21 protein-coding genes and 2 pseudogenes are annotated in these 25,675 nt (G+C 60.7%); 13 read left to right on the top strand and 10 right to left on the bottom strand.

All coding sequences use genetic code 11. From position 1 onward, the window contains the following. Positions 1 to 201 precede the first annotated feature (201 nt). The 5 genes from NCT32_RS33955 to NCT32_RS33935 form a co-directional block, all read right to left on the bottom strand. Positions 202 to 1,410: a hypothetical protein gene (locus tag NCT32_RS33955; RefSeq protein WP_061121988.1), complete on the bottom strand. Its 1,209-nt coding sequence runs from the start codon at positions 1,408 to 1,410 to the stop codon at positions 202 to 204. 112 nt (positions 1,411 to 1,522) lie between these two features. Next, a complete protein-coding gene (locus tag NCT32_RS33950; RefSeq protein ID WP_061121987.1) occupies positions 1,523 to 1,963 on the bottom strand; it encodes an SET domain-containing protein in 441 nt (146 codons plus the stop codon). Positions 1,964 to 2,296: 333 nt separating this feature from the next. After that, positions 2,297 to 2,575 carry an HU family DNA-binding protein gene (locus NCT32_RS33945; protein ID WP_061121986.1) on the bottom strand — a complete coding sequence of 93 codons (279 nt, stop codon included), beginning with the start codon at positions 2,573 to 2,575 and terminating at the stop codon, positions 2,297 to 2,299. A 75-nt stretch (positions 2,576 to 2,650) separates the two neighbouring features. Continuing rightward, positions 2,651 to 2,923, bottom strand: coding sequence for a hypothetical protein (locus tag NCT32_RS33940; protein WP_061121985.1), 273 nt, complete (start codon positions 2,921 to 2,923; stop codon positions 2,651 to 2,653). Positions 2,924 to 3,012: 89 nt separating this feature from the next. Further along, positions 3,013 to 4,026, bottom strand: coding sequence for a DNA-binding protein (locus NCT32_RS33935; protein WP_250491331.1), 1,014 nt, complete (start codon positions 4,024 to 4,026; stop codon positions 3,013 to 3,015). A 213-nt stretch (positions 4,027 to 4,239) separates the two neighbouring features. Here NCT32_RS33935 and NCT32_RS33930 point away from each other — a divergent pair, with 213 nt between their 5' ends. From NCT32_RS33930 to NCT32_RS33880, 11 genes are all read left to right on the top strand, one after another. Then, positions 4,240 to 5,346: a site-specific integrase gene (locus NCT32_RS33930; RefSeq protein ID WP_086961647.1), complete on the top strand. Its 1,107-nt coding sequence runs from the start codon at positions 4,240 to 4,242 to the stop codon at positions 5,344 to 5,346. A 54-nt stretch (positions 5,347 to 5,400) separates the two neighbouring features. Beyond that, positions 5,401 to 5,841, top strand: coding sequence for an IS66 family insertion sequence element accessory protein TnpA (tnpA, locus tag NCT32_RS33925; protein WP_061121711.1), 441 nt, complete (start codon positions 5,401 to 5,403; stop codon positions 5,839 to 5,841). Further along, positions 5,838 to 6,188, top strand: coding sequence for an IS66 family insertion sequence element accessory protein TnpB (gene tnpB / locus NCT32_RS33920; RefSeq protein WP_061121710.1), 351 nt, complete (start codon positions 5,838 to 5,840; stop codon positions 6,186 to 6,188). Before tnpA ends, tnpB begins: the two co-directional genes overlap by 4 nt. A gap of 51 nt (positions 6,189 to 6,239) precedes the next feature. Beyond that, positions 6,240 to 7,961: an IS66 family transposase gene (gene tnpC, locus NCT32_RS33915; RefSeq protein ID WP_061121709.1), complete on the top strand. Its 1,722-nt coding sequence runs from the start codon at positions 6,240 to 6,242 to the stop codon at positions 7,959 to 7,961. 31 nt (positions 7,962 to 7,992) lie between these two features. Further along, the gene (locus NCT32_RS33910; RefSeq protein WP_061121708.1) at positions 7,993 to 8,379 is read left to right on the top strand and encodes a hypothetical protein; all 387 of its coding nucleotides are present in this window, start codon (positions 7,993 to 7,995) and stop codon (positions 8,377 to 8,379) included. 300 nt (positions 8,380 to 8,679) lie between these two features. Beyond that, positions 8,680 to 10,218 carry a site-specific integrase gene (locus NCT32_RS33905; protein WP_061121720.1) on the top strand — a complete coding sequence of 513 codons (1,539 nt, stop codon included), beginning with the start codon at positions 8,680 to 8,682 and terminating at the stop codon, positions 10,216 to 10,218. Further along, entirely contained in the window at positions 10,218 to 12,236 is a 2,019-nt protein-coding gene (locus NCT32_RS33900; protein WP_250491329.1) for a hypothetical protein, read from the top strand. The genes NCT32_RS33905 and NCT32_RS33900 overlap by 1 nt, the downstream gene beginning before the upstream one ends. 297 nt (positions 12,237 to 12,533) lie before the next feature. Beyond that, complete coding sequence (locus tag NCT32_RS33895) at positions 12,534 to 13,022, top strand: hypothetical protein (RefSeq protein WP_061121707.1); 489 nt, start codon at positions 12,534 to 12,536, stop codon at positions 13,020 to 13,022. 85 nt (positions 13,023 to 13,107) lie between these two features. Next, entirely contained in the window at positions 13,108 to 13,602 is a 495-nt protein-coding gene (locus tag NCT32_RS33890; RefSeq protein ID WP_061121706.1) for a hypothetical protein, read from the top strand. 340 nt (positions 13,603 to 13,942) lie between these two features. Beyond that, the gene (locus NCT32_RS33885) at positions 13,943 to 15,109 is read left to right on the top strand and encodes a tyrosine-type recombinase/integrase (protein WP_061121705.1); all 1,167 of its coding nucleotides are present in this window, start codon (positions 13,943 to 13,945) and stop codon (positions 15,107 to 15,109) included. Between the two features lie 14 nt (positions 15,110 to 15,123). Continuing rightward, the gene (locus NCT32_RS33880) at positions 15,124 to 15,312 is read left to right on the top strand and encodes a hypothetical protein (protein WP_409241562.1); all 189 of its coding nucleotides are present in this window, start codon (positions 15,124 to 15,126) and stop codon (positions 15,310 to 15,312) included. Between the two features lie 473 nt (positions 15,313 to 15,785). On the opposite strand, the pseudogene NCT32_RS33875 reads toward NCT32_RS33880, so the two are convergent. The 3 genes and pseudogenes from NCT32_RS33875 to NCT32_RS33865 all read right to left on the bottom strand — a co-directional run. Then, positions 15,786 to 16,918 (bottom strand): annotated as a pseudogene (locus NCT32_RS33875) (IS3 family transposase); the annotation flags it as partial. Between the two features lie 512 nt (positions 16,919 to 17,430). Continuing rightward, positions 17,431 to 19,029 (bottom strand): SagB/ThcOx family dehydrogenase, encoded by a 1,599-nt coding sequence (locus tag NCT32_RS33870; RefSeq protein WP_250491328.1) that lies wholly within the window; start codon positions 19,027 to 19,029, stop codon positions 17,431 to 17,433. Between the two features lie 185 nt (positions 19,030 to 19,214). After that, a complete protein-coding gene (locus NCT32_RS33865) occupies positions 19,215 to 19,469 on the bottom strand; it encodes a DUF2513 domain-containing protein (protein WP_250491327.1) in 255 nt (84 codons plus the stop codon). 851 nt (positions 19,470 to 20,320) lie between these two features. On the opposite strand from NCT32_RS33865, the gene NCT32_RS33860 reads away from it, so the two are divergent. Next, on the top strand, positions 20,321 to 22,075 hold the full coding sequence (locus tag NCT32_RS33860; RefSeq protein WP_061121702.1) for an MOSC and FAD-binding oxidoreductase domain-containing protein: 1,755 nt from the start codon (positions 20,321 to 20,323) through the stop codon (positions 22,073 to 22,075). A 45-nt stretch (positions 22,076 to 22,120) separates the two neighbouring features. Here NCT32_RS33860 and NCT32_RS33855 read toward each other — a convergent pair whose 3' ends face one another. Continuing rightward, positions 22,121 to 22,348 (bottom strand): hypothetical protein, encoded by a 228-nt coding sequence (locus NCT32_RS33855; RefSeq protein ID WP_143756448.1) that lies wholly within the window; start codon positions 22,346 to 22,348, stop codon positions 22,121 to 22,123. Between the two features lie 625 nt (positions 22,349 to 22,973). Further along, entirely contained in the window at positions 22,974 to 24,506 is a 1,533-nt protein-coding gene (gene tnpC / locus NCT32_RS33850; RefSeq protein WP_061121699.1) for an IS66 family transposase, read from the bottom strand. A gap of 178 nt (positions 24,507 to 24,684) precedes the next feature. Here tnpC (NCT32_RS33850) and NCT32_RS33845 point away from each other — a divergent pair. Beyond that, a pseudogene (locus NCT32_RS33845) lies at positions 24,685 to 25,598 on the top strand (IS3 family transposase); the annotation flags it as partial. Between the last annotated feature and the right edge of the window lie 77 nt (positions 25,599 to 25,675).

The following is a 25,675-nucleotide window of genomic DNA, read 5'->3' as shown; positions in this document are numbered from 1 at the left end:
GATTTCGCTTTGCTACGATTGACTTCATACGCTGTGCGTCTCCTGATCCGTTGAGACCAGCGTATCGAGGCTCACGAAAAGTCAAGGAAGCATGCGCAGCCGTGTATTGGACTTTGGCTAGAGGTAGGTTCTTGCCGGGCTCCCGCGAATGCGCAAGCGGCGCCGACGCGCTACGTCAGCAGAAGCCTGTTCTCTTCTTGTCTAGCGCCGGTCGGCCTCCATGCGCGTGTGCAACGCTCGCCCAACCAGCGAGTCCGCATTGCGAATCAGGCTTCGCACGCAATCGTCCACCGCTCCTTTAGAGACCTGATTCGCACTTGCCGCGGCGATGAGGGCATCATAGGCATCGGTGACGTCAGTCATCGACACCTCATAGCCGTAGCCGGCCTCCATCCATTGCAGTGCGCACAGCGCACAGTCCATCGCGAAACGGGACTGCTTCGTCTCGCAATCTCGCGCGGCGCGTATGAGCGTCTTGGGATCGGTGGGGCTCTGTCTGGACAGCGCAATGGCCTGATCGAACAGCCCGGCGTCTTTGGCGGCGGCAAACCATTTGCCTTCGGACCCAGGCTCGCTTCGAACCAGGTCCGATAAGATCGTTGCCGGGGCTTTCCCGGGATATTTCTTGGTGATCGCGCGGAACGTTGCGAGGTACGTGCCTGCACGATTGGCGGCAAACGCATAGCGCTCGTAGGCCTCCTCGGTCATGCCGGACTCGAGGAGGATCGTCTCGCAGGTGCGCGCGATTGCGGATTCGGGCGCATTCAGCCCTCGGCTCGCTTCAGCAAGGCGAAGTGCGTCGCCCGGACGTCCGAGGCAGACCAGCGCGTCGACGGCCCAACGCCGATACCACCAGGAACTTAGGCGATCGCGCCGCACAAGCTCAACGATTTCCTCGAAGCGGCCGGCTGCGTAGAGCGCACTCAAGCACGGCACCACGCCGACGAAGTAGTTGAATCCTTCCGCCTCCAGCACATGGGTGACGAGCGGCAACAACCGGTCGGCCCAGTCAGATGCCAACGAGGGCGTCACGCACAAGGTTCCCCAGTGTTCGCCGAGGCTCTCAATGTAGGGCATCTGATCGTCCTGCAACGCCTCGAAAAGCCTTTCCAGCCAGCGCTCCCGTGCTGCGGGCTCAACGTCGGCGGCTGCGATGATTGGGACGAGCGCCTCGATAGCACGGTTGACCGCGCTGCCCAGTGCGCCCGAAGAACTGTCGACTTGCTCAAGTGCGGGCGACAGTCTTTCAAGAAGAAGAACGGCCCCTTCCGCACCAAGCGCACCATCGGCGCGGGCGGTCGAACGAATCTCAGATACCGCCTCCTTCAGGCGTTGGATGGGCAGCGACGATCGCCATCCGAATGCGTTGCGTCGAAAGCGCGAAGCGAAGGTCCATTTCGGTGAGGGCATGACAGTCACGTTCCGTCAGCAGAGTGCAGCGCCAAAATCGTCGCGACACCAGCAGGTGCGGCAGTTGATGTGCGATAGTCGGTAGTAGATGCTCGTCGTTTCGTGGGCGCTTTCAGGACGCGGCCAGCATCGTCCCCCGACAGGTGTCGGCACCGCAGCGGCACGCATAGAGCCTTTTGAGCGCAGCAGTTTTTCGCCCTTCCACAAAAAGTCGATAGTCGATAAACAACTCTTCGCCCGGCTTGATGTCGCGTAGCGCGTGGAAGAAAACCCGGCTGCCATCTTGCTCGGTGTCGCAGTTCGGCGCGCAACTGTGATTGACCCAGCGCGCCGAGTTGCCGCCCTGCGCGCCGTCGATCACGCGTCCGTCGTCAAGGTCGAAGTAAAACGTGTGGCCGTCCTCGGCGGCCGAACGCGCATACTGGCGCTGCGCTTGTGCCCAAGACAGGCGCTTGCCCTTGTATTCCAGGATTGTCTCACCAGCCCCGATCTGGGTGAGTGCAAATACACCGCGTCCGTGGACCGGCGAAGAACGTACCACGATGCGGCGCATAACCTTTGCCCTCTCTGTTTGTGCCGTAGCCGGCTAAACGATGTGGTATCGCCGCTGCGAATTGGCATCATGCGATCGACGCACGAGCTTTGACGCCCTATGCCTTCTTCGACCGGTCGCAGCCGCATCAAACGCAAACCGCCTCGCGGCACGCTTGTGCGCTATGAGGACCGCATCGTCGAGGTGCTGGGCGAAGCGCGTGGCCGACGGATCATGATCCGATCGATTCACGCGGACGGCACTGAACGTCTCACGGCAGTCAAGCTCAATAGCCTGCGGCCGCTCGACGCGCAACTCTTCAAAGTCGGCGGCATGACCGGCTCCGCCCTTGGCTCACGCTTGGTTGACGGCGTCCTTAAACGCCTTGCCAGCGGTGAACTTGACCGTCTTGCCTGCTGCGATCTCGATCGGCTCGCCGGTCTGCGGATTGCGACCGGTGCGCGCGGCACGTTCTCCGGTCCCGAACGAGCCAAAGCCGATCAGCTGAACGGCGTCACCCGCAGCCACCGCCTTCGCAATCGTCTCAAACACGGCATTGATGGCGTCCTCTGCGGCGATCTTGCTCGTACCGGCTCCGGACGCCACAGCGTCAATCAGTTCCTGCTTGTTCATTGAAACGCTTCCTCTCTGTTAGAAATGAACCCGATCATACCGAACGCTGGTCACACTTCGGATGGCGGCCCTCTGCTAGTCTGCGTCGGTCACATTTAGGTCGAACAGATCCGAGGTCGCGCTGCGTGCGTCAAGCAGCTCAGGCAAATCACCATTTCGGACCTTGGCTAGCATCTGCGGCGACAGCCAGATTGCTTCCATGGCTTCAATGCCCTCTTCGATCATGCGCTGCAGGAAGAACGATTGCTTGCGCCCCGTGGCCTCTGCCAGCACCCGCAACCGCTGTTCGATGACGGGGTCGATGCGCACCGCCACCACCCGCAATTTGTTCTCCGCCGATCTTCGCATCTGTTCGCTCCGTTTGGCCGACCACGCGGCTGGCGCGCATCCCTTGCATCGCGCCACCCGCCGGCGCAATTCTGTAGTCTGGTCATTATCTACGTGCGACCCTTCACTCTCGCCGTTTTACCAGCCGCTGCCTTCCGGGCGCCTCGCCTCGCTGGCGAACCGGCTTCGGCTGTCGGCAGGCGCGTGGACGGCCGCGCCGCTGTGCGCAGCGACTTCAACTGTTCCTGAAGTGCGTGATGCGCCGCTTCGAGCGCGGCGAGCCTGCCCTGAAGCACTCCGTTCTGGTGGCGCGTGTCGCCCTGCTGCGCCTGCAGCGCGTCGACGGCGCGACGATGCTCGGCCTCTCGCTTTTCCGCCCGCTTGGCCGCCTCGGCCAGTTCCTTCTGAGCCTTGGCTGTGGCGCTGCGTTCCCGATCGATCTCCAAGAGCGCGCGCTTTTCCGATGCGCGCAATCGCTCCTCGGCACGGCCGGCGGTTTCCCGCAGCTTCTCCAGATCGCGCAAGAAGGTGTCGCGCACTTTTTCGAGTTCCCGCTCGCGCGCCACCGCCTCCTCGCCGAGACGCTTGATCTGCGCCTCGAGCGCTTGACGCCTGGCGGCCTCTTGCGCCTGCTGCCGCTCCAGCTCCCGAATCTCAACCTGGGCCGCGAGCAGCGCCGCGGTACGCTGCTCGAGCGCCGTTTCCGTTCGGCCCAGTTCTTCCCGCGCGGCGACGACCCTTTGCTCGGCCTCGGCACGCTGCGCTTCGACTTCGTCGCGCAGCGACGTGAGTTCGGCCTGCGCCGACGTCGTCGCCCGGGTCCACAGTGTCCCGATCAGCTCGCCCGCCGCTTCGCTCAAGTCCGTCGGCAAGTCCGGGTGCTCGATGCGCACCCGGCTTTTCTCGCGCAGCTCTGCCCAGAACTCGCTCAAGACCGACGCCGGTGTACTCATGGTGCCGCGCCGGACCAGGTTGTAGAGGCGGTTCGCCGTCGGGGGGACGCCAAAGCGGAAGAACAGCAGCGCGCACACCTCGCGATAGAGTTCGCGCGTCTTGGGGAATTCGACTTTGAGGCGCTCGATGTCCGCCGCGAGGCGGGTTTCGTCGGAAAGGGGTTCGGACATAAGCGGGTATCAGCCGAGAATTCAGGGATAGTACAACGTATTTCGCTATTTATCTTACTCATCGGCGGCTTCGATTTGACATTAATGCTATAATGTCGAGGACTGGTATATACCGATCTGTTGCGTCCGTTCGAGTGGATCGGCGCTTTCCGTCACAACATCATCATGTGATGTTGGTAGTTTTGGTCGTTGCGGTTCGCACGGACGATCTCTGTGTTTCTACAACTGAACGGCGCTACGGTTCCACCGTCGCTTCGCGGTCCGATGCTGCTCGATGGCATTGGGTTGCCCCGCTATTGGGCTGCTGTCTGGTCGACAATGTTGTCATCCGAACTGGCAGCGTCTACGCATACAAAGAAACTCCGATATCTGGAAAATCTTTACCAACATGCGGCCGGTCTCGGTGTTGGCCCGAATGCGCTGGACGACGCGCTTGGAACGCTGGACGACGAAGCACTGGCTGACATTCTCGAGTCGTGGTTCGTTTCAATCCGCAATCAGCCTGTGGTAACAGGTGCCGACGAGAAGCGCTGGCAGACAGGTCTCGAATTCGTATTGTCCGTGGTCGCGTGGATCTCGAAGAGTGAGGCCAACGATGACCGGATGAGACGCATCGAGGCACGGCTGCATCGGCGTGCAGCTCTTTATCGTCAGCTTCATGTCCGCCGGGATAACTCCGTAGACACGGTGCGTTCGTTGCCTGCCAGCACCGTTGAAGCACTGTACCGCCTGCTTGACCCGGACTTTCACCACAATCCGTTCACCCGCGCGCCGACGCGTTGGCGCATCTTCGTTGCCTTTGTACTGATGTTGCATCAAGGACTTCGCCGAGGGGAAGCATTGCTCCTGCCGGCTGATGCGGTGAAAAGTGCGTATGACCGTGGGCAGCATCGGACGCGGTATTGGATCAACGTCGAGCAAAATGGATACGAAGATTCGGAGGTTGATCCTCGCTATTCGAAGCCTTCCATCAAGAACGTGCATTCGCTTCGGCAGATTCCTGTTAGCGAGCTGACAGCCCGTGTGGTCCAACGTTACGTGGAGAACTACCGCGGCAGCCCCTCTCACTCGTACTTGCTGAATTCGCAGTTCGACACCCCACTGTCGACGGAGACACTGACCAAAGCATTCGTGCTCGTATCCCGCAGCCTGCCGGATGATGTGCTCTCGGAGCTCAAAGACCGCACAGGCAAGGAAGCGATAACACCTCACGACTTGAGGCACACGAGTGCCGCGATGCGGTTGAATCAACTGCTTGAGCGGGGCGACCCCATGGACGAGGCGCTCCAGAAGTATCCGCCCGAGAACCCCCGTTATTGAGGGCGTGACGTCGATGTTGGACGATTCTCCCATTGCGATGACGGGAGGATATTCATGCAGGAAGCGGAGAAGTTGCCTGAGGATGCGGCGGATGTGAGTTCGGCGCCGGCGAGAAGGCGGCGCAATCGCTGCACACGGCCGTGGCGAGAAGTCATAGGCGAGTTTCGAGCAAGCGGGCTGACGATCCAGGCCTATAGCGAACGCAGCGGGATTTCCCGTTCCTCGATGACGAGGTACCTGGCACTTGCTCGCCAGGCGGAGCGAAGCGGTGACGTTCAGCAGAACACGGGCGCCACGGTTGCAGTCGCGCAGAGCATGGCGGGCTTTATGCGCGTTGGCATCGTCGATCGCGCGGTGGGCGTCTCCGGTAACACGAGCGCGTGCGAGGTGCCGGAGTTGATTCTGGGCGATGGGATTCGGCTGCGGCTGCCGGTGTACGTGCTCGAGCCTTTGCTTCAGGCGATGATCGATCGAATCGGTGCGGGGGCGCGATGATGATGCTTTCGACGGCAGTGCGGGTGTACATCGCCGCGGAGCCGATCGACATGCGCAAGTCGATCGATTCGCTTTCGATGCTGGTGCGTCCGATGTTCGATCAGGACGCGCTGAGTGGGCACGTGTTTGTGTTTTACGGCCGGCGCCGTGACAAGATCAAGGTTTTGGTTTACGACCGCACGGGATTCTGGCTGATGTACAAGCGTTTCGAGAGCGGCTCGCTTGCCGATCCCGCGGCCATCGCGCGGCGGGGAATCTCGCTTGCCGAGCTCACGACCTGGCTTGAAGGGATCGATATCGGCGTACGTCGGCGCGTGCGTGCGGTGAACGCAACAGTGGTCGCATGAATCGCGAGGATATGTCCATGAGCACCTCGATCGCGGCGATAATGCTGACCTATGCAACCGCTCAACGTCCCGGCCTCGAAACAACCCTTGCCGATGGCATTGGGGGCGTGGAACCTTCCCGAATTACTCGGTGCGATTGCGGCGCGCGATGCGACGATCGAACAGCAGCAGCGCGAGATCGAACAGTTGCGCGCACGGGTCGAGGGGCAAAGCGAATTGCTGGCCAGGACGCAGCAGGCGCTGCTCGAGATGCGGGCCAAACTGGCCAACGCGCGGCAGGAACTGTTCGGAGCGAGCCGCGAGCGCATGAGCGGGTTGCAACTGGACATCTTCGATCAGGATCACGAAGCGCCGTTGCCCCCGCAGATTCCGGATCTGTCGATCCCCGTGGAGGGCCACCGGCGCAAGCGTCGCAGCAAGGGACGTCCGGCGCTGCCAGACGATCTGCCGCGCGAGCGCGTCGTGCATGCGATGCCGGAACAGGAACTGGCGCAATACGACCGGGTGACGGTGATCGGCGAGACCGTCACGCGCACGCTCAAGTACACTCCGGCCAGGATTTCCGTAGTCGAGCATGTGTGCCCGCGATATGTGCTGGTCAAGGACGGTGTCTCGACGGTGCGCGGCGTGACTTTCCAGGCGTCGCCGCTGTTGAAGAGCAATGCGAGCCCGGAGTTGCTGGCGCGCATCGTGGTGGCACACTTCGACTCGGGCATGCCGTTTTACCGGCTGGAGGAAGAGTTCACGATGCATGGGTTGCGCATTTCGCGCAATACGATGAGCGACTGGACGATTCGACTCGCGAAGCTGATGTTGCCCCTGTACGAGGTGTTCTGTCGGCAGTTACTGAGCGCGCCGGTAATCTTTGGCGACGACACACCATTTCCGCAGTTGTGCAAACAACTGGAGCGGACCAGGACGGTCCGGCTGTGGGGCTATGCAAGTGCGGGAGCGATGTTGCGCGACGGTCAGTGGGTGAGCGTTCCCAAGGTGGTCTACTACGACTACACGTCGAGCCGGGCCGGCCGCTATCCGATGGCACTGCTGCGCAATTACGAGGGCTATCTGCAGGCCGACGATTACTCGGGCTGGGCGGCGCTGTTTCGCGGCGGCAAGATCCGGCACGTAGCCTGCCATGTGCACGCCCGCCGGATGTTTTACAAGATCTACCGTCAGCTTCGCAAGGAATCGCCACAGACAGCCGGCGAGAGCGTGGCCGCGCAGGCGCTGGCGTGGATTCGCAAGCTCTACGACATCGAGCGCAGGTTGCGCGATGTCGATCCATCCGAGCGAAGGCGGGTGCGGCAACTGGAATCGGTGCCCGTTTTACACGATTACCAGCTTTGGTTGCAGGCTATGGCGAACGAAGTCCTGCCCAAGTCGGCCCTGGGCCGGGCAATTGCCTATTCTCTATCGAACTGGGAAGCGCTCACGCGCTATGTGGAGGACGGCAATCTGGTGATGGATTCGAACCTGATCGAGCGTGCCATCCGCAGAGTGGCAATCGCGCGCAAGAACCATCTCTTTTTCGGTTCCGAAGCCGGAGGCAGGGCCGCGGCGATGTTCTACAGCATGCTGGCGACCTGTCGGGCCAACGATGTCAACCCGTACGACTATCTGGCCGACGTGCTTGGACGTATCAACGAGCACCCGGTCAACCGGATCGAGGAATTGGCACCCTACAACTGGAAGCCTTCTGGCGTGGCTGGGTCGGCGTCGAGCGCGGCGTGGATGTCATCCTTGCCGATCGCGGGCTCGGCGAGCCGACACTGAACCGGGCTCACGCATTAAACGGAACGAAACGATGGGTAAAGCAAGTGCGGGAAAGACCGAGCGCAAGATCTCCGAAACGATCCTGGACTTCGGCGAGCCGCTCATATCCGAAGCCATCACCGAAGAAACGCCGATCGCCGTCGTGCGCGAGATATACAAGCTGGTCGTGCTGATCTGGAACGCACATGTCGCAGCGAACACCCCTCACGGCGACCCCAGTTATCTACAGATGCTGCAGCAGATGGCCGACTCGCCGCAAATGCCATCGGAGGCGCGTGCCTGGATCGGCAAGCTCTCCAATCGCTGGCGAGAGAAGTTCGCCGACGCCAGGTACTGCGTTGGCCATTGGCACGTCAAGATCAAGGATGACGATACCTTGAGCTTTTACTGCGACGCGCGCGAAGCTCCGCGGCGGTAGCCCGTCGTCGCTCACCCCATCCCCTCACGGGCACCGACGCTGCTGCCTATCCCCCGGCACTACTGCCGACCATCTCCCCGACGGTACTGAAGTCTCGGCGAAATCGAGAACACTCGCTACTACGGGGATTCTCGGGCGGATACCTCCAGAAAATGCGAGTGTTCTTTGGCTGGTCCAGAACATCCTTGATGCCGTCCCGGTATGCACGCGCGGTGTTTGAGGACAGACTGGCCGGTGTCTGGAATGACGCCTTCGATGACCGGGTTGCACTGCTGCGCGCCTTACCGCTTCGGAGTTGATATGCAGCAACCGCACAGTCCAAGAACCCCGCAGCCTGATCCATCAGCTACCGATGGCAGTATCGATTGCGTCGTGGCAGCGTTGCCGGCCTTGCCTCCAGTCATCCGCTACCGTGATGAATTTAACGACACCCAATATTCAATTCGTCATCCGGAACGGATGATGGTGTTTGAGCTGAAAATCTGTGGCCGGACGGTGAAAGTTGACTTCACACGGTACGAGGACAAGCACGCTCTGCTGCTAAAGCACGTCTTCCTGTATCTCTTGGGCATGGATCTCGCCGTGTCCACGGCAACGGATTATCTGATTTCGGCGGCGCACCTGACACGGGAAGACATCATAGGCATCGTGCGCGCAGGCCCGTGGAAAATCAGGTTCGTCTGGGCGGCATTGCGCGCGCGGGAGATGCCTCATTCGACCTACATCGCGGCAAAGTCACTGCTGCGGCTTCTGTGCTGCTACCGTCTCCAAGGCTGGTCTAACTCCTACAGCGCCTACATTACCGATGTTCTCCCCTTGCCGGCCCAAAATCCCTATGCAGGTGTCCACTCGGGAGATGTGTTTTTGAGCGCGGATGAGGAAGCTGCGATTGTGCGACACCTGGACGAAACCGTCACAGCCCTTACATCCGGCGCACAGGTTCCCCGCGAGGAAATCTGCGACGCCGGCATGTTGCTGTGCGCCTACCAGTTCGCGATGCGCCCCATCCAGATTGCGATGCTGAGCATGCGAAACGTCCGCATCTGGTCCAATTCGCGGGACGGGTCGCCAACTGTGCACCTGACGTTCCACATGGCCAAGCAGCGAAACAAATCGAAGCGGCTACCTCTGACGCGCAGAGTCAAGCGTGAATGGGCGCCTCTGTTTGTTGTACTCGAAGACTGGCGGCGATCAGACGAGACCGGTAATAACGCACACTTCTTCAATGTGCAGTCGAACTATGAGGCTGGGGCTCGCATCGCCGCGCTTGTTCGCCGGCTGATTAGCTCCCAATCCCGTGGTAGTGCCAACGATCTGCGGCATACAGCCGCCCAGCGCATGGTGGATGCTGGCGCGAGCCACGAAGAGCTCGCCGAGTTCATGGGGCATTCGTACGTCCCGACCGGACTGGTTTACTTCAGGACCTCAGCCTCTCACGCGGAACGCGTCAACCGCGCGCTCGGCGCATCGGACATCTATCGGCGGGTGGCAAGGATCGCGCACGACCGGTTCATCTCCCCGGAAGAACTCGCCCAACTCAAGGGTGACCAACAGATCGCTGGCGTGCCTCACGGGATACCGATTGCAGGCATTGGCGGTTGTACGTCGGGACAGCTCGCGTGCCCCTATAACCCCATAACGTCGTGCTACGGATGCAGGAAGTTCATGCCCCTGCATGACAAGGCGATCCACGAGAACGTGTTGGCCTCAATGCGCGAGGTGGTCGTGTTCTTCGTGCGGAGCTCCCGCGGGGAGACCCAGTCGCCAGCCTACCTCCAACTGCAGCGCACGATTGCCGAAATACAGACAGTCATTGACGAGTTGGAGGTCGACGACTGATGAATCCCCACTATGCCGCCTTCATCGAACTCGGGAAGGCCCTCGCCCGACAAAAGGGGGTGAGCTGGGAAATGCCACTCGATGAGGCGGGTGCAGCACAAGACGGCGTCGGCTGGAACCTTACTGCCATTGCGGGCGATGTGCCGCCACCGCGCTTCTATTTGAAAGACCTGGGCCCTGATCGGAAGGCGTTGGCGATCATCAACGCCGGGCGCGTCGAGGCCGGCGTGGCGCCATTGACACAAGGGCCGCTGACCGTAACGTGGCAGAACTTGATCAAGTCTGCTGCGGTCGAGCAGCTTCTGTTGAGGCGCAATACCGCGCAATACGTCATGTCGTGCATCACGCGTCCGCTGCGGGTGATTGCGTCATGCGTGGAAAAGGAACCGTGGCAACTGACCGTCGATGATCTTCGTCTAGCGATACGCGTGGGCGCGGCGATCCAAGCCAAAGGACAGCTGGGCGATCTGGTGATCGGAGTGGTCAAGGTTGTACTCGACGTCCAACACATTTGTGATGCGGGCCCCTTATACACATCCCTCGCTTTGCCTCGCATGAAAATGACGAATGTGACCAGGGCGAGGCATACGTGGTCAGAGGATGAGTTGCGTGCTGATCTCGAAGATCGAAAACGGAAAGAACGGTTACCCGCGCGCAGAGCGTTCTGGGAGCTAACCCGTATCGTAATGACCGAAAAGCCGCTCACGTTCATGGACGATCTGCGGTTCGCCGTCATCCGCACGATGATCGTAACCGGCATGCGCGCGGGCGAAGCCGCCCTATTGCCTGTTGACTGGAAGCGGGAGCGCAGCTATCTGGATGCGAAAGGACGGCCAGCCGGAGAGTCTGCGGGCATCTCGACGGCCCTGATGGTCCGCCACTTCGCCGAAAAGCAGCAAGATGACGAATCGGATAGCCGACTCCTCCATGAGGCAACGCAGCCGGTTCCAGACATGTTCCGGGCGACGCTTACGCAGACGCTTGAGCGCGTTGAGCGTTTGACCGAGCCATTGCGAGCGACGCTGAAACGGCAATGCGAAACAGGCCGCTTGCTACCGTGGTACGGGGTCAATGATCTCGTACCGTTCACGCACGCCTATGTGCGACTGACGGGCAACCCGTTCTGGCTGAACATTGAGCACAAGCCATTTATCGATCGCTATCGGGATGGCTTCGATCCCGACGTGCTGACTGAAGTGCATCGACATCAGACAGAAAGACCCGAGCACAGTCCCGTCACGCTAGATATGGCGGTGTATCAGTTCGGCAAACGCATGCTCGAGAGGATGCGCACCGGGGAGACTGCGTTGCGATTCCGGCAAGCGGACGGAAAGGTATTGGGAGTTCGGGATCGCATGGTCTGGCACAACACCTTTCTTCATGTTGGTGAGTTGGAGGATCATGTTCGCGCAACGAGCCAAACCAAGGTGTCAGACACAACGCCGCTGCGGCTTGGTACCGGCGTCGTGCAGCCGTGGGAACTTCTGTTCGTTCAACCGAAGCGGTCTCTTGTAGAGGAGCGCAACGAAGGCTTGTGCGACGTTGCCCGGATCATGTCGGTCGGTCGCCCTACCCCTCGCTTCGTCGGTCTCGCACTCGGTGACCAGCGACAAATCCCGTCACTCTTCGAAAAATACGGACAGACGGACGCAGACCGGGCCTTGAAGATTGAGTCACACATGCTACGTCATCTTCAAAACACCGAGTTGTTCCGGCTGGGCGTGGCCGACACGATCATCTCGAAACGCTTCAACCGGCGCAGCATTGCGCAGAGTCACGAGTATGACCATCGTAGCCTCATCGAAGAGCTCGATCAGATCGCACTCCCGCAGGACATCGAGATCATGCTTGGCGAGAAGGCCAGTATCGTTGCACGGCTCATCAAGAGGGGCAAGGCAAGCGGCCCGATCGTCGATACGTTCAAGCGTATCGAGGCGACCGAGGGCGACGCCGCCGCGTATGAATACCTGCGCGCCGAAGCCGACGGCTTCCATGCCACTCGTACGGACATTGCCTGAATTCCTTTACGGTCGACCCGTGCCCCAAACATCTCGAATGCTTTGCGGATTGCCGCCACCTGTCGGCCACCGATCTGCCAGAGAACCGGAAGAACCTGATCCGGCTCGAAGCCAAGTTCAAATCCGCCCTTGAAACCATCAAGGCCAGAGCATCGACCAGTATCGGTTGGCAGAACCAGCTTGAACACGCGGAGAAACGACTCGACGGCATTCAGAAACTGCTTGCAACACCGCCCGGCGAGCGCCCCTTCCCCGATGGCCCGGATCTCTCGGTGCCCCGGGAACGTGGAGTACTTGATGAGTAAACCCGACGATACAACATCGTCCAGCGACGACCAGATGCGCGAGATTCTCGAAACGTTGCTGGCGGACGACGAAAACATCACGGCGCGCGCCATTGCACGACTACATCCGTCTATCAAGGCAGCATCGTCGATTACCCGCAGTGAGTCGCGCAGCAGGCTGCTTGCTCAATATCAACTGCGTCAGGCCGAGTACCGACAATGGCGCGCACGTATCGCCAAACGGTCCGGCGCCGACATTGCGGCATCGCTTGCCGACAAAGATGTACGGATTGCAGAACTCGAATCTATTGTGCAACTGCTGACCGCGTCGCACCTTGCCATGCTGCGCGCCGTCGGCGAACTGGGCGGCGTGAACAAGTGGGCGAAGTTCTATGAACATCACCGGGAGATCCGCGACAGGCTCGCGGACTTCGACGCGATGCCGGCTGCACCCGTCTCGGCCATGCCGCCAGAAGAATGTCGGAAAAAGATCAAGCGATAGCGCTTAACGGATCTGCCGGTCACGAAATGGCCGGCATCTGCGGCGGAAACCTGCGTTCCTCCCGAAAGGAGCATCAGATGACCTATTGCAACATTGCAACTTCTTCCAGACCCTGTACGACGAGACACATCCAGTTGGCACCTTCGGCCGTGGCACCCATTACTCCGTGCTTCGGGCACCGGTCTGGCACGACGAGTCGCTAAATCGAATCGAACACTGTGCGTTTCTCGACTTCGCCGTCATCTGGGATGAAGACCACGATGATCGTGTGATTGACGCGGTCCTGGTGCTTTACATCAGAGGCCTGCTTCCCCCTGTGAGGTATATCGGTGAAAGGAAAGGAATCCTGACTGTGCTTCTGGCACCGGACGTTGTGCGAAACTGGAAAGCGGACCGGCTCGAACAGTATCGCGACGGAATCAGCGACGTCTGCCAGAGCCTTGAAGACCCGTCGTCAGCACAGGTTGATATAGCCGCTGGTCAGGAACATTCGATCATCCACGCATCGCGCGAAAACGTCACCGTCTATCTCACAAATATCGATGTGCTGTGGCACCTCGGCGTCAACCTGAAGAAGTAAATTAGCGAGCCGTGGCGTGAAGATGAGCGCAACACGCCGGGCGACAAGACCCTTATGTCAGAGAGATCCTGTTGCGTCGCTCTGCCGCGAATAACGCAACAAAAATCGGCCGCAGCGGTGCGCAACAGGCAACCAAAAAAGATAGGCAATCCTGTGGATAACTTGGCCGCTTTGCCCCTTAAAATACGGCAAATCTGAAAAACCAAACCAACGCAACAACAAGCCATATATACCAAGTTTGTCGATTAAAATGGCTCAAAGCCGCTTTCCAAATCGCCCGATCTTGAAGCCCGCACTGCCCTCGCCGCCCTCCCTCGCACTTCAGCCTGCGCCGCTGGAGATGCTTGTGATCCCGTCCGAGATGGACGGCCGCACGGGTTTCAATCGCGCCGTCACGGGTCGCGCACAGATCGCCGCGAACAACGATCTCGATGCGATCCGGGCGTGGCTGTCGCGCTTCACGGACACCAGGACCACCTTCGAGAACTACCGCAAGGAAGCCGAGCGGCTCCTGCTGTGGTCCGTCGTGATGCTCAACAAACCGCTCTCCTCGCTCACGCACGAGGACTGCCTGCGCTATCAACACTTCCTGGCCGATCCGCAACCGGCGGCGAGCTGGGTTGCGGGTGGCGGGCGTAAGCACGCCCGCAGCGACGCGCGCTGGCGTCCTTTCTACGGGCCGCTCTCGCCTGCGAGTCAGCGCCAGGCGATCGTGATTCTGAATGCATTGTTTTCGTGGCTGGTTCAGGCGGGCTACTTGGCCGGCAATCCCCTCTCGCTCTCTCGACAGCGTACCCGACACGCGGCGCCGCGCATCACCCGCTATCTGGAGCCGAGCATTTGGCAAGAGGTCAAGGACACCATCGCGGCCATGCCAAGCGATACGCCACGCCAGATCGCTCATGCCTCTCGTGTGCGGTGGCTCTTCACGCTGCTCTATCTGGGCGGCCTGCGGATTGCTGAGGTCGGTGGCAATACGATGGGGCAGTTTTTTGTTCGCCGTGATAGCAATGCAGACATCCGATGGTGGCTCACCGTGCACGGCAAAGGCGGCAAAGAACGGCTCGTGCCCGCGACGCGTGAAATGATGACGGAGCTCTCGCGATACCGGCAGCATCTCGGGCTGAGTGCACTGCCCTCGCCCAATGAAGACACGCCGCTGGTCTTGCCCATTGGCGCCACGGCAGCGAACGGTGGCACGCAGACGTGCGCGCCTTTGACACGCGCCGCACTGCATGCGATCGTCAAAGAAGTGTTCGCGCAGGCCGCCGCCCGACTCCGCAAGCGCGACGAGACGTCTGCCGCACGCGCCGACCTGTTGGCAAAAGCCTCGGCGCATTGGTTGAGGCACAGCGCAGGATCGCATATGGCCGACCAGCGAGTCGACTTGCGCCTCGTGCGCGACAACCTCGGGCATGCATCGCTGACGACGACGAGCCTCTACCTGCACATCGATGACGACCGACGCCATCAAGAAACCGACGAAAAGCACCGAATAGACTGGTAACGCGCGCGCAACCCGTGACCTGCGTCGTTTCACGCGCCGCCCTCGAAGCGTATTTTTGGCTCGCGCCGAGTGCGGACGATGCTCGGACATTGAGGGTCTTCCGCGATGGATTTGGCCGCATTCATGCCATCGCCGAGCGAAAGCTCCTGGCGCATCCTTCGAAGCATCTTGAGCTGTCGGCGACCGACTTCGCTAAAGACTGATCGCTTATGTTGACGCCTTGCGTTGGCTGCGCGCCGGGCGCCCGCGCGGAACGTTACTGGGATCAGCGCGGCAGACGATTAGTTGCATTTCGTCACTGGACGCTCACAGAGTCGGCACGATCTGCATGCTTTACGCCATTCGTAGTCGATCTTTTTAAAGCTATAACAAAGCAGTTAGTACGCAACAAGTACAGATAGGCGCTTCGTGAACCTAATCTGATGACACTTTCCGGGACATAGCGGCCGCCCGAGTGACCGCACTTTGAAGCCGATGAAAGTCCCTTCATGGCAGTGAGATTGACCCGCTCCGACGGACAGATTTGCAGTCAAAGATGTGTCGTGGTCTGGCCTCCGTTGAGCGTAGAGTCGCGGGTTGTCCACGGACGGGCAGCGGGTCGCTTCTCACGACCGCGACGCTGCCCGTCGGTGGGCAACCCGCAGGGTGATGCGGTTTTTGTCTTCGCGCTCAGGTTCTCGAATTCGAGCGGCGAACAATAGCCGATGCTGCTATGCAGGCGGCGTACGTTGTACCAGCCTTCCAAGAAGGAGAAGATGCGCCTCCGTGCTTGTTCATGGGTCGCGAAGTGTTCGCGCGATAGGAGCTCTGCTTCAAGCGTCCCAAAGAAGGATTCGCACATTGCGTTGTCGTAGGCGTCGCCGGCCGTACCCATCGATGGTTGCACGCCCGCTTCGCGGCAGCGCTTTCCGAAGGCAATTGACGTGTGTTGGGACCCTTGGTCGGAATGCAGAATAACGCCCTCGTGGCGTCGCTGTTGCAGCGCCATGTCGAGCGCGCGCAACATCAGTTCGTGTACAAGTGGTTCGACATCGCCCAGCCGACGATGCGCCGGCTGAAGACATCAAGCACCACAGCCAGATAGAGAAAGCCTTCTGTCGTCGGAATGTAGGTGGCATCTGCGACCCACAGTATGTTAGGCCCTTCCGCATTGAAGTGCCGGCGCACGAGGTCCGGCGCGCGCCGTGCCCCGGCACGCTGACGCGTTGTACGTGGCCAGCGCCGTCGGCTTGCTCCCCGTAGGTCCGCGATGCGCATCAGGCGCGCGACTCGCTTGCGTCCCACGTGCACTCCCTCGCGCGCAAGTTGTGCATGGATGCGCGGCGCTCCGTACCTACCTCGCGAACTCGCATGCAGCGTACGAATGCGCGTCAGTAGCTGAGCATCGCTACGTGACCGCCTTGATGGCTCCCTCACCAGCCACGCGTAGTAACCGCTGGTCGAGACTCCCAGCAGCCGCGCCATCGTGGCAATGGGCCAACGGGCCTGGTTTGCTCTCATGAATCCGTATCCTTCGAGGACACGGCTCCTGTCTCGCGGGCGAACCAGGCCGCGGCGTGAGAGAGAATGTCGCGCTCCGTCTTTAATTGCCGATTCTCGCGGCGCAAACGGGTGAACTCTTGGCGCTCAGCCGTGGTCAACCCCTCCTGACGCACGCCGGCGTCAATATCCGCCTGCGCCACCCAGTTGATTATCGTCTGCGCACTAGGCTCGAACTCTCGTGAGCTCCTCGGGTGTTCGCCCCGCCTTCACCAAGTCCACTATGCGAGCCCGGAATTCCGCCGGGTACGGTGCTCGATGCTTGCCCATTTTGGCACCCCCTTTTTTCAAAGGATAGGTGTCCGTTTTGGCGGGTCAATCTCACAGAACGCGACAGTCCATAGAAGCCGAATTGCGACCTGCTCGCACCGCGACCGCACTTCCCTTGCCGACCCCCCTTCCCCCTTCGACCCTGCGCGACCGCAACGGCAGCTTCCAAGGTGCAAAGGTCATTCGTGTAGTCAGCCGTGTCGGCCAGCAAGTGCTCGGCCCTCTGGAAATTTCTTACATGGCCGAGTACTTGCGTATCAGTGCGGCATTCCCGAACCACCGTTCGTCGGCCGCGGTAGGCGGTTGACCTTTGTCGCCGTTGCTCGCCCCGGGCGGCCGTGCATCGACGAATAGCACGTTTCCGACGAATAGGCCATTTCAACGGCGACCTTTTGATCCTCACATTTGGTTCGCCACGCCACGTAAGGAAATGAGGAAAACGTTCGCCGTTCATTTGCCGAGTGGCCCTGAAGGGAACCGTTTCGCGAGGATCTGGATGTGGCGCTCTCGCCTCAAGGCTGAGCCGCATACGGCGGAACTACGGACAGGCGTTGATCGTCGACCGCGCCACCGACGGCGAAGTGATACAGGCTTTGCCAGGTATGATCCTTCACCCCGAGTAATGTGTGCATTTCATCGTCAAAATAACAGCCGATCCCCGTGGCGCGAACTCCGGCTGCCTCAGCTTCGAGATAGAGCGCCTGGCCGAGAATACCGCATTCCCAGAAAAGATAACGATATCGCCATGGTTGTTTTATGGCGATATCGAATCTCGCGATCATCCCTAACGCAAAGCACGAATCAGCGCCGATATCCTGGTGGCAGCAGATCAACTTTGCCGCCGCGCGCAAGTCGTAAGGCAGCAGAAGATAGAGCGGCAGATGGTTCGGCCCGGCCTTTTGCCACAGCCATTCCGGACGCAGAGACCGCTTGAGATCCGGCAGCGCTCCCGGAGTTCTGACGAGCATATAGAGGCCCGACTCCAGACCGTCGACGCGGTGCACCAACAGCGCCGCATGCACTTTGGGAGGAGACCTCAGCGCATTCCACGGCGGCGTGTCGGGATGTGTCAGCAGGCACGCTAGCATGCCGAAAAACGCCGCGTCGCTGATGCGCGTCGTGCCATCGAAGTTCACAGCGCTGCGACGCTGTCTGGCGATTCGGGCGAAGCTGAGATCAAGGGCTGGCGTCGCCGGCACTGAGCGCCGCCCCGGATTCGGCGAGAGTGGTTCGCGAGTACGGGTCTTGTGCGTGACGCGATGAATCGAATTGATGTCCGGCCACATCACATGTCCCGAACTCAACTGATTTGCACGTCCGTGCCACTGTGCGCTATCCAAAGCGGTCAGCATGCTCTCAAGATCGGGCCGCGTCTCAGGATTGCCAATCCAGAGCAAAAGATCCGGCGCCTCTGTTTCGGCATCCCTGAAGTCTTCGTGGCGGTCCACTCCAAGCAAGTCGGCCACTGCGTCATCCGCAGCCGCCTCCATCAACCGCGTCTGCCAGCCGAGCGCCGCCGCTGCGTAACTCATCGCGGCGATGACATGGCCGCAATCCTGTTGGCAGTAGCGCCAGGCTCGCATGCCGTACTTCCACGCTTCGCGCCAATGGATCGAGCTTATGCCGACCAGGACACCACTTTCCGAAAACGCTTCCGTCCATTGCGGCTCGTCCACCGCAGCGCGATGTTCAAGCGCATGATCCCGGCTCAGGTAGTGATAGACGCCTGCGGACAAGCCGGGTAGAGCCGGACACAGAAGATAGCCCTCGGTCGGATGCAGATTTCCGCTCGAAGGGTTGCAGCGCAGCGCCCACCGCTGGTCGCCATATGTTTTCCACGCCGACAAGCCCAGCGAGAGTTCGAACAGGATCGCCAGATTGGATAGATCGATTCCGTTTGCGGGCGGCAGGGTGCCACAGCGTAACTCGTTGTAGCGCGTGGCCAGGGTGTCCGCGGCTAACGGCAGACCAACGCGCGGAGTGCCGTGAAACACCCGGAACGGATCCGGCTGGGTTGTCCAGTCGAGTCCGCCAGGGCCAGGAGCGTAGAAGTTGAGACGGTGCTTGCTGCGTTCGTGATAATCAAGCAGCGCATGCTTTGAGCGATCCATGTCCCACTCAGACCTCGAATACGCGCACACGCGGCTGTACAAAACCGGACGGCTCGACGTTGGAGCGTGACCGTCATCGCGTCGTGGAACCTGGTGCGCTTCGGCCAACTGCCATCGCCTTCGGTGCCCGCCGCGCGGTGCGCGGCACTCGAGCAGGGCGGCCTTTCCGGCACACGAGACGCCCTTCAGGTGTCCTCGAAGGCATTCGGGGCTGAAGACTTCAAAAACTCGTGGCCATCCCAAGTTAGCCGCCAGTCGCTTCCCAATGAACGCACCAGATTTGCGTCGGCCAGCAGGTTTAACTGATACCATACCCCTCGGTTCGAAACATCGAACTCGTCCTTGAGCGCGCCCTCAATGTCGAATTCGCTGAGGTGCGGGGCCTTGTTTTCCTCGAGCGTCTTCAGTATGGCGATCGCCAGATTCATATTGCGTTTCACGATCTCATCCTCTCGTAGATAGGCTCACTTTTCGTGATAACGCGACGGCGCAACGTCCACGCAAGCGCGTTGGGAGCGGCGTGCTACCCACCTCTCCCACTTCCTCACAGTTCCGCGGATTACCGTTGAACTTCCGCATCCTCGCACCGGGGATGTTCGGCAGGAGAGCCGCGCGGCCCGCCTGACCGAGCCGCCCGGGCCCTCCGCCCGAACCATTAGCGGGTTCTCACGCGAGCAGACAACTACCTACGGCCAGTGCAGGTCGGAAGATGGCGCACCTGGGGTGTGCGCGCAAATCGGGGGGCCTCTCACGTGATCGAGTACCTGATCTGAGGACCACCCTTATAAAGGTCTCAGTCATGGCAGCCTCCGTGCTCGCTAGCGCCCATCTTTATATTGTAGGTGATGCGCTCTCGGAAACCGGTATCCTCCGGGGCGCTTGAAGAGCTCCAATTGTTTTGCGCCGCGTGCATGTTATTAACAAGGTAATGATTAAGACACCAACGCGACCGAGGGGATCAGTCTGCAAAATGCAAGTTGCTAGATAGCTCTCTCTTGAAAGAAAGCTCTATTCGCGACTTAGAAAGGTTATTTCCCGCTCATCCTGGGTGACGGACAATTCCTGACAGACCGATGCCATCGATCCCGAACCCGGCGATCGGTTGGATGCCGCGGATTCGTCGAATGGCACGGACCCCGCATTCTGCCGCGAGCATGTTTAAACTTGGCGGACTAACGACTTGTCCGTATCATCATTCACCCTGAAACACCGACCCGAGATCGTGGCTGTGCGAATCGGGCTTCACTCCGCGCGGGCAAGTGCCGTGCGAACACATCGAGCGGTGATGACCATGGCGCGACTACTATCGGTGAATGTCGGGCTTCCGCGCGACATCGAGTGGAAAGGCCGCACGGTGCATACCGGCATCTGCAAAGAACCCGTGCGCGGCCGATGCCGCGTCGGACGACTGAACCTCGATGGCGACGGCCAAGGCGATCTGGCGGGCCACGGCGGCGAGCAGCGTGCCGTATTCGTCTACCAGATCGAATCGTCGCGCTACTGGCAGGCGGAATTGAAGCGCAGCGACCTTGCCTGCGGACAGTTCGGCGAGAATTTCACGATCGAAGGACTGTCCGATTCCGATGTGTGCATCGGCGATCGCTATCGGATCGACGGCGCGCTGTTCGAAGTGACGCAGCCCCGCGTGACCTGCTATCGCGTCGGCATCCGCATGAACGAACCGCGGATGCCCGCCCTGCTCACATCGAGCGGACGACCCGGCTTCTACTTACGCGTCCTGCAGGAAGGCGACGTGGGCGCGGGCGACGAGATCGTGAAGATCGGCGAAGCCGAGGAGCGCATGAGCGTCACGCAGGTCAATGCGCTGCTTTACTCGGCTCATCATCCGCGCGATCAACTGAAGCGAGCGTTGCGGATCGAAGCGCTGTCGCCGGGCTGGCGGCGGTCTTTCGAGGCGCTTCTGAAAGACGGCGCGAAGGGCGGAAATCCCGGGCTCGCGGCGGCAGCGGCAGCGAATGCCGCCGTACCGGGTTTCCGGCCACTCAAGGTCTCGGCAGTCGAACCGGAATCCGCCGACGTGCTCTCGCTCAGCTTCACAAGTGCCGATGGTCAGCCGCTGCACCCTGCTCTACCGGGGCAATATCTGGTGTTTCGTTTGCAGCGAACGGCCGGCGGACCGCCGCTTTTCCGCAGTTATTCGATTTCAGGCGGGCGTTTGCCGGAGAGCTACCGGATCAGCGTGAAGATTGAGCCCGATGGCGCAGCCGGGTCCTATTTTCAGCAACACGTGCGCGTTGGCGATACGATCGACGTCAGCGCGCCGCGCGGCAGCTTCGTTCTGCAGCCGGGCGACGGACCCGTGGTGCTGCTCAGCGCGGGCATCGGCGCGACGCCGGTTCTTTCGATGCTGCATGCGCTGTCGGCGGCGCGCTCGACGCGGCCGGTCTTGTGGATGCACACCGCGCGCGACGGACAGCATCATCCGTTCGCCGCCGAAGCTCGCGGTCTGATGTCCACGCTCGCCCACGGACGCAGCCACGTCTGTTACAGCAAGCCTGCCTCGAGCGACCGCGAGGGCGTCGATTTCGACGCGACCGGGCGCCTCTCGCAAGCGGTTCTGAGCGGGGCTGGTATCACGCGCGACGCGGACATCTATCTTTGCGGACCGTTGCGCTTCATGGACGATGTGAAAGCGGCGCTCGCCGGCATGGGCGTCGGGCCGGAACGGATTCACGCCGAAATGTTCAACGGCGGCGAACCGCTGAATCCGGGCATCGTCGGAGCGGCGAAACGCAGTCCCCATGTGCCGAAGGACGATGCCGACACGGGGCCGCTGGTGTCGTTCGCAAGGAGCGGCATTGCCGCGCACTGGAATCGGTCGGTCTACCAGAGCGTTCTCGAACTGGCTGAAGCCTGCGACGTTCCCGTGCGGTGGTCGTGCCGCACGGGTGTCTGTCACAACTGCGAAAGCGGTCTGGTGTCGGGCACGGTGGCCTATGAGACAGAGCCGCTCGACCGACCCGCCGAAGGCAACCTGCTCATCTGCTGCGCGCAGCCGGTTCGGGACATCGTCGTCGATCTGTAAGCCATAGGCGATCCGACCCGCACGGCGGAAGCTTGCGGGCAACATTCAGCGCTCAGTCCGCTCGTCGGTAAGCATGCTCGACAGCACGCCCGGCGACGATTCGACCTCGCGCTCGCTACACGGAGAGCGCGACCACGCCTTGACGGCGTAGCGCCGCGTGCCATCGCGATAGTGCGGCGAGGCCGGATCGTCCGACTCATAATGCGCGAGCAGCGTATCGGCGTGCGGATCATCGGCGTGTGAATCCGACGACCTGCGCGTAGCTGTTGCCATGCGCATCGCGATCGAGCTTCAGCCCTTGCCTATTCAACTCGCGCAACGGGCACGCCACCGCGAAGTAGTCTCCCCGGACCGCAGCCGCCGTACCGCGGAATTTTCTCATCGCCATCGAGCGAATCTCCGCCATGCATGTCGAGATGTTGCTCACTTATCTTCGTCCACCGGCGAACGACCAAGGCAGACGATCGCCCGGCAACGATTCGTGCGCCTTTGTTTTGCGCGGTGCGCGTCATGGGTCCGTAGCCGTTAAAGGTTATTCGATGCCTGCCATCGATCACAGGAATGTGACGGTGCCTCTGCGCGTGTTGGCAGGCGTCGAATAAGCCTTAACGGTTGCCGAAGACCGCAGTTCCAGCGTCGTTCGCCTGCGGCGACCGTCGCCCGAACTGCTGGACCCGACCCTCAACGGTCGGTCGTCACCGAGCGCTTGCTATGGCCGCTTGCAAAGTACAACAGCCGCTCGCTTCGCTGTTCCGGTGGGTCAATCGGCCTTCGCGGAAATTGAAGCCTGTTGCGTTCTACATCGGTAGCCTTGCGGATTTATTGATGTTGGCGCGATCGAGTCGGTGGAAGGAAGCACGCGGGGAAGGCATCTTGACGTGGGCAATCGCGTGAATGATCAAGCAGCGGGCGGCGTCCAACGATGAGGAAGCAGTTGCGCGATGTCGGAGGCTCGGTGTGTCGGCAAGCGCGTCAACACGTCCTTGAGGTAAGCCAGCGGATCATGCGCGTTCAGTTGTGCAGAGCGGATCAATGTCATGATCGCGGCCGCGCGTTTTCCGGCACGCAGAGAGCCTGCGAACAACCAGTTCGACCTTCCCAAGGCCCATGGCCGTATTTGATTTTCGACCCAGTTGTTATCCGCAGGCACATGCCCGTCATCCAGATAGCGCGTAAGCGCTTCCCAACGTTTGAGGCTGTAGTCGAGTGCTGCGGCGATCCCGGATCCGTCCGGCACACGCTGCCGTTGCGCGAGCAACCATGCATGAAGCTCGTCGGCGATGGGGCGAGCCCGCTCTTGACGCACAAGACGTCTTCTATCGGGCTCGAGTTCCGCGACGTCTCGTTCGATTTCATACAACTCGCCGAAGTATCGCAGCGCGGGCTCGGCCAGCTCGCTCTGGTGCTTGACGTGTAAATCAAAGAATTTACGACGCGCATGGGCTAGGCACCCCGTTTCCGTCACGCCGCTCTGGAAGCTGGCCTTATAGCCTCCATAGTCGTCACACGTCAGCTTGCCGCGCCACTCGCCTAGAAATGCGCGTGCATGTTCGCCAGCGCGGCTCTCGGCGAAGTCGTAGATCACAGCCTTCAGATCGGAGAACTGCGTGGTACTGTACGCCCACAGATAGGCTCGATGGGTCTTGCCCTTTCCCGGCGCAAGCATCTTTACCGGCGTCTCGTCGGCATGCAGTACCGCCTGCTGCAACACTTCTTCGCGAAGTGCATCGACCAGGGGCTGCAGGCGCACGCCACACTCGCCAACCCAGGCGCCGAGCGTCGATTGCGCGATTGCCAGACCCGCCCGCGCAAAGATGCGCTCCTGTCGATACAACGGCAGGTGATCGCTGTACTTGGCGACCAGCACCTGGGCGAGCAGGCCGGTGGTCGGGATACCCTTGTCGATCACATGAGGCGGCACCGCAGCCTGCACCAGCGTCTCGCATGCCTTGCACGCCCATTTTCCCCGGATATGCCGCTCTACCGTGAACACGCCGGGCGTGTAATCCAGCTTTTCGCTGATGTCCTCGCCGATACGAACGCGTTCGCAGCCGCACGTACAGATCGTGCTATCCGGCTCGTGATGAATGTCGGTACGTGGCAGCTCGGGAGGAAGCGGTGCCCGCTTTGGCTGTTGACGTGGGTTACCAGACCGCTCGCTGGACTTCAGCCCCTGCAGCTCAAGCCCGATCGACGCCAGATCCGCATCGAGCGCTTCCTCGAGCAGGCTCAGTTGCTCCTTGTTGAGCTGCTCACTGCGCCTGCCGAACTGCTGCCGTTTGATGACCGAGAGTTCGTGCGTAAGCTGGTCGATACGTGTTTGCCGGTACTGCAACTCTCTTTCTTTCTCGGCGATTTCGGCCATCAGCTTCGCGTTCAGTTCGCGTATCTGTTCGGTACTGAGGGCGTCGAGATCGGCGGGCAGTTTCATGCAGACCAGTCTGCCAGAACCCCGTACATCGGTGAAGCGAAACAGTTTACCTAGTCACAGGGCTCAAACCACCGTGATTGCATGATCCGGCGCAAGAGTGCGCCACGGCAGTCCCTGACCGTGCCTCGGTTTCACGTACAGCAGAAATTTGCTAATTTCTGTTTGTACGGAGGTTCGAATGTCAGAGAAGCTAGTGCCAAAGCGGCAATACACGGACGAGTTCAAGGTTGAGGCCATTAGACTTGCCGAATCAGTCGGGCAGCACGAAGCCGCGCGTCGGCTCGGAGTGCCAGTGGCAACCTTGGGCAATTGGAGTCGACGGAGTCGCAGTGCTAAAAGTATCGGCGAAGTCGACAGTCACGGAGTAAAGAGCACGCGATCGACGCGCCCGATCAACGAACTGGAGGCGGAGAACAGCCGACTTCGGAAAGAACTCGCCAGTGCACGACTCGATATCGAGATCCTTCGAAAAGCGACGGCGTACTTCGTGAAGGGGTCGCGGTGAAGTACGCATGGATCGACGAGCACCGCGACCAGTACAGTGTTACTCGGCTGTGTCACATCCTGACGGTGTCGCGCAGCGGATATTGCCAGTGGCGGAACCGCGGGCCAAGTCAGCGAGCGCAGGCCAACGCCGCGCTTGATCGGGAGGTGGCAGAGATTCACCGCGCCAGTCGCGGCAGCTACGGCCGTCCTCGGATCGTGCGGCAACTAAGGACCCAGGGTCACCCGACGAGCGCCGAACGTGTACGCCGTAGTCTGCAACGTCTGGGGCTGCGGCCGGTCTATAAACGCCCGTATCGGGTGACGACGGATTCGACACACCGCCTACCGGTGGCGCCCAATCTGCTTGATCGTCGTTTTGACGGCTGGCAGACCGATCAGGCTTGGGTCAGCGACATCACGTTTGTCAGGACCAGCGAAGGCTGGTTATACCTGGCTGCTATTCTGGATCTGGCAAGCCGACGCATCGTAGGCTGGTCAATGTCAGATCGCATCAACGCGGAACTGGTCTGCCAGGCACTTCGCAGCGCGTGCTGGCACCGTAAGCCCGTGCCGGGGTTGTTGTTACATTCCGATCGCGGAAGTCAAGGCGGATTCAACCGGTCGTCGCAACACCTTTGATCGAGGAGGTGTTTATGGGACGACCAGCGGGTTGGATGAAGAAG

Source organism: Caballeronia sp. INML2, from assembly GCF_023631365.1.
Taxonomy (GTDB): Bacteria; Pseudomonadota; Gammaproteobacteria; order Burkholderiales; family Burkholderiaceae; genus Caballeronia; species Caballeronia turbans.
The sequence above is the reverse complement of the archived record's forward strand: the minus strand, read 5'-3'. Positions and strand labels throughout refer to the sequence as shown.

Coding starts and splice junctions, on each gene's coding strand:
- tnpC (WP_061121699.1), bottom strand. CDS start 24,506: ATGAAACTGCCCGCCGATCTCGACGCCCTCAGTACCGAACAGATACGC.
- NCT32_RS33860 (WP_061121702.1), top strand. CDS start 20,321: ATGGCGCGACTACTATCGGTGAATGTCGGGCTTCCGCGCGACATCGAG.
- tnpC (WP_061121709.1), top strand. CDS start 6,240: ATGCAACCGCTCAACGTCCCGGCCTCGAAACAACCCTTGCCGATGGCA.
- NCT32_RS33935 (WP_250491331.1), bottom strand. CDS start 4,026: ATGTCCGAACCCCTTTCCGACGAAACCCGCCTCGCGGCGGACATCGAG.
- NCT32_RS33855 (WP_143756448.1), bottom strand. CDS start 22,348: ATGGCAACAGCTACGCGCAGGTCGTCGGATTCACACGCCGATGATCCG.
- NCT32_RS33955 (WP_061121988.1), bottom strand. CDS start 1,410: ATGCCCTCACCGAAATGGACCTTCGCTTCGCGCTTTCGACGCAACGCA.
- NCT32_RS33900 (WP_250491329.1), top strand. CDS start 10,218: ATGAATCCCCACTATGCCGCCTTCATCGAACTCGGGAAGGCCCTCGCC.
- NCT32_RS33870 (WP_250491328.1), bottom strand. CDS start 19,029: ATGGATCGCTCAAAGCATGCGCTGCTTGATTATCACGAACGCAGCAAG.
- NCT32_RS33910 (WP_061121708.1), top strand. CDS start 7,993: ATGGGTAAAGCAAGTGCGGGAAAGACCGAGCGCAAGATCTCCGAAACG.
- NCT32_RS33940 (WP_061121985.1), bottom strand. CDS start 2,923: ATGCGAAGATCGGCGGAGAACAAATTGCGGGTGGTGGCGGTGCGCATC.
- NCT32_RS33950 (WP_061121987.1), bottom strand. CDS start 1,963: ATGCGCCGCATCGTGGTACGTTCTTCGCCGGTCCACGGACGCGGTGTA.
- NCT32_RS33905 (WP_061121720.1), top strand. CDS start 8,680: ATGCAGCAACCGCACAGTCCAAGAACCCCGCAGCCTGATCCATCAGCT.
- NCT32_RS33885 (WP_061121705.1), top strand. CDS start 13,943: ATGCTTGTGATCCCGTCCGAGATGGACGGCCGCACGGGTTTCAATCGC.
- NCT32_RS33945 (WP_061121986.1), bottom strand. CDS start 2,575: ATGAACAAGCAGGAACTGATTGACGCTGTGGCGTCCGGAGCCGGTACG.
- NCT32_RS33895 (WP_061121707.1), top strand. CDS start 12,534: ATGAGTAAACCCGACGATACAACATCGTCCAGCGACGACCAGATGCGC.
- tnpA (WP_061121711.1), top strand. CDS start 5,401: ATGCAGGAAGCGGAGAAGTTGCCTGAGGATGCGGCGGATGTGAGTTCG.
- tnpB (WP_061121710.1), top strand. CDS start 5,838: ATGATGATGCTTTCGACGGCAGTGCGGGTGTACATCGCCGCGGAGCCG.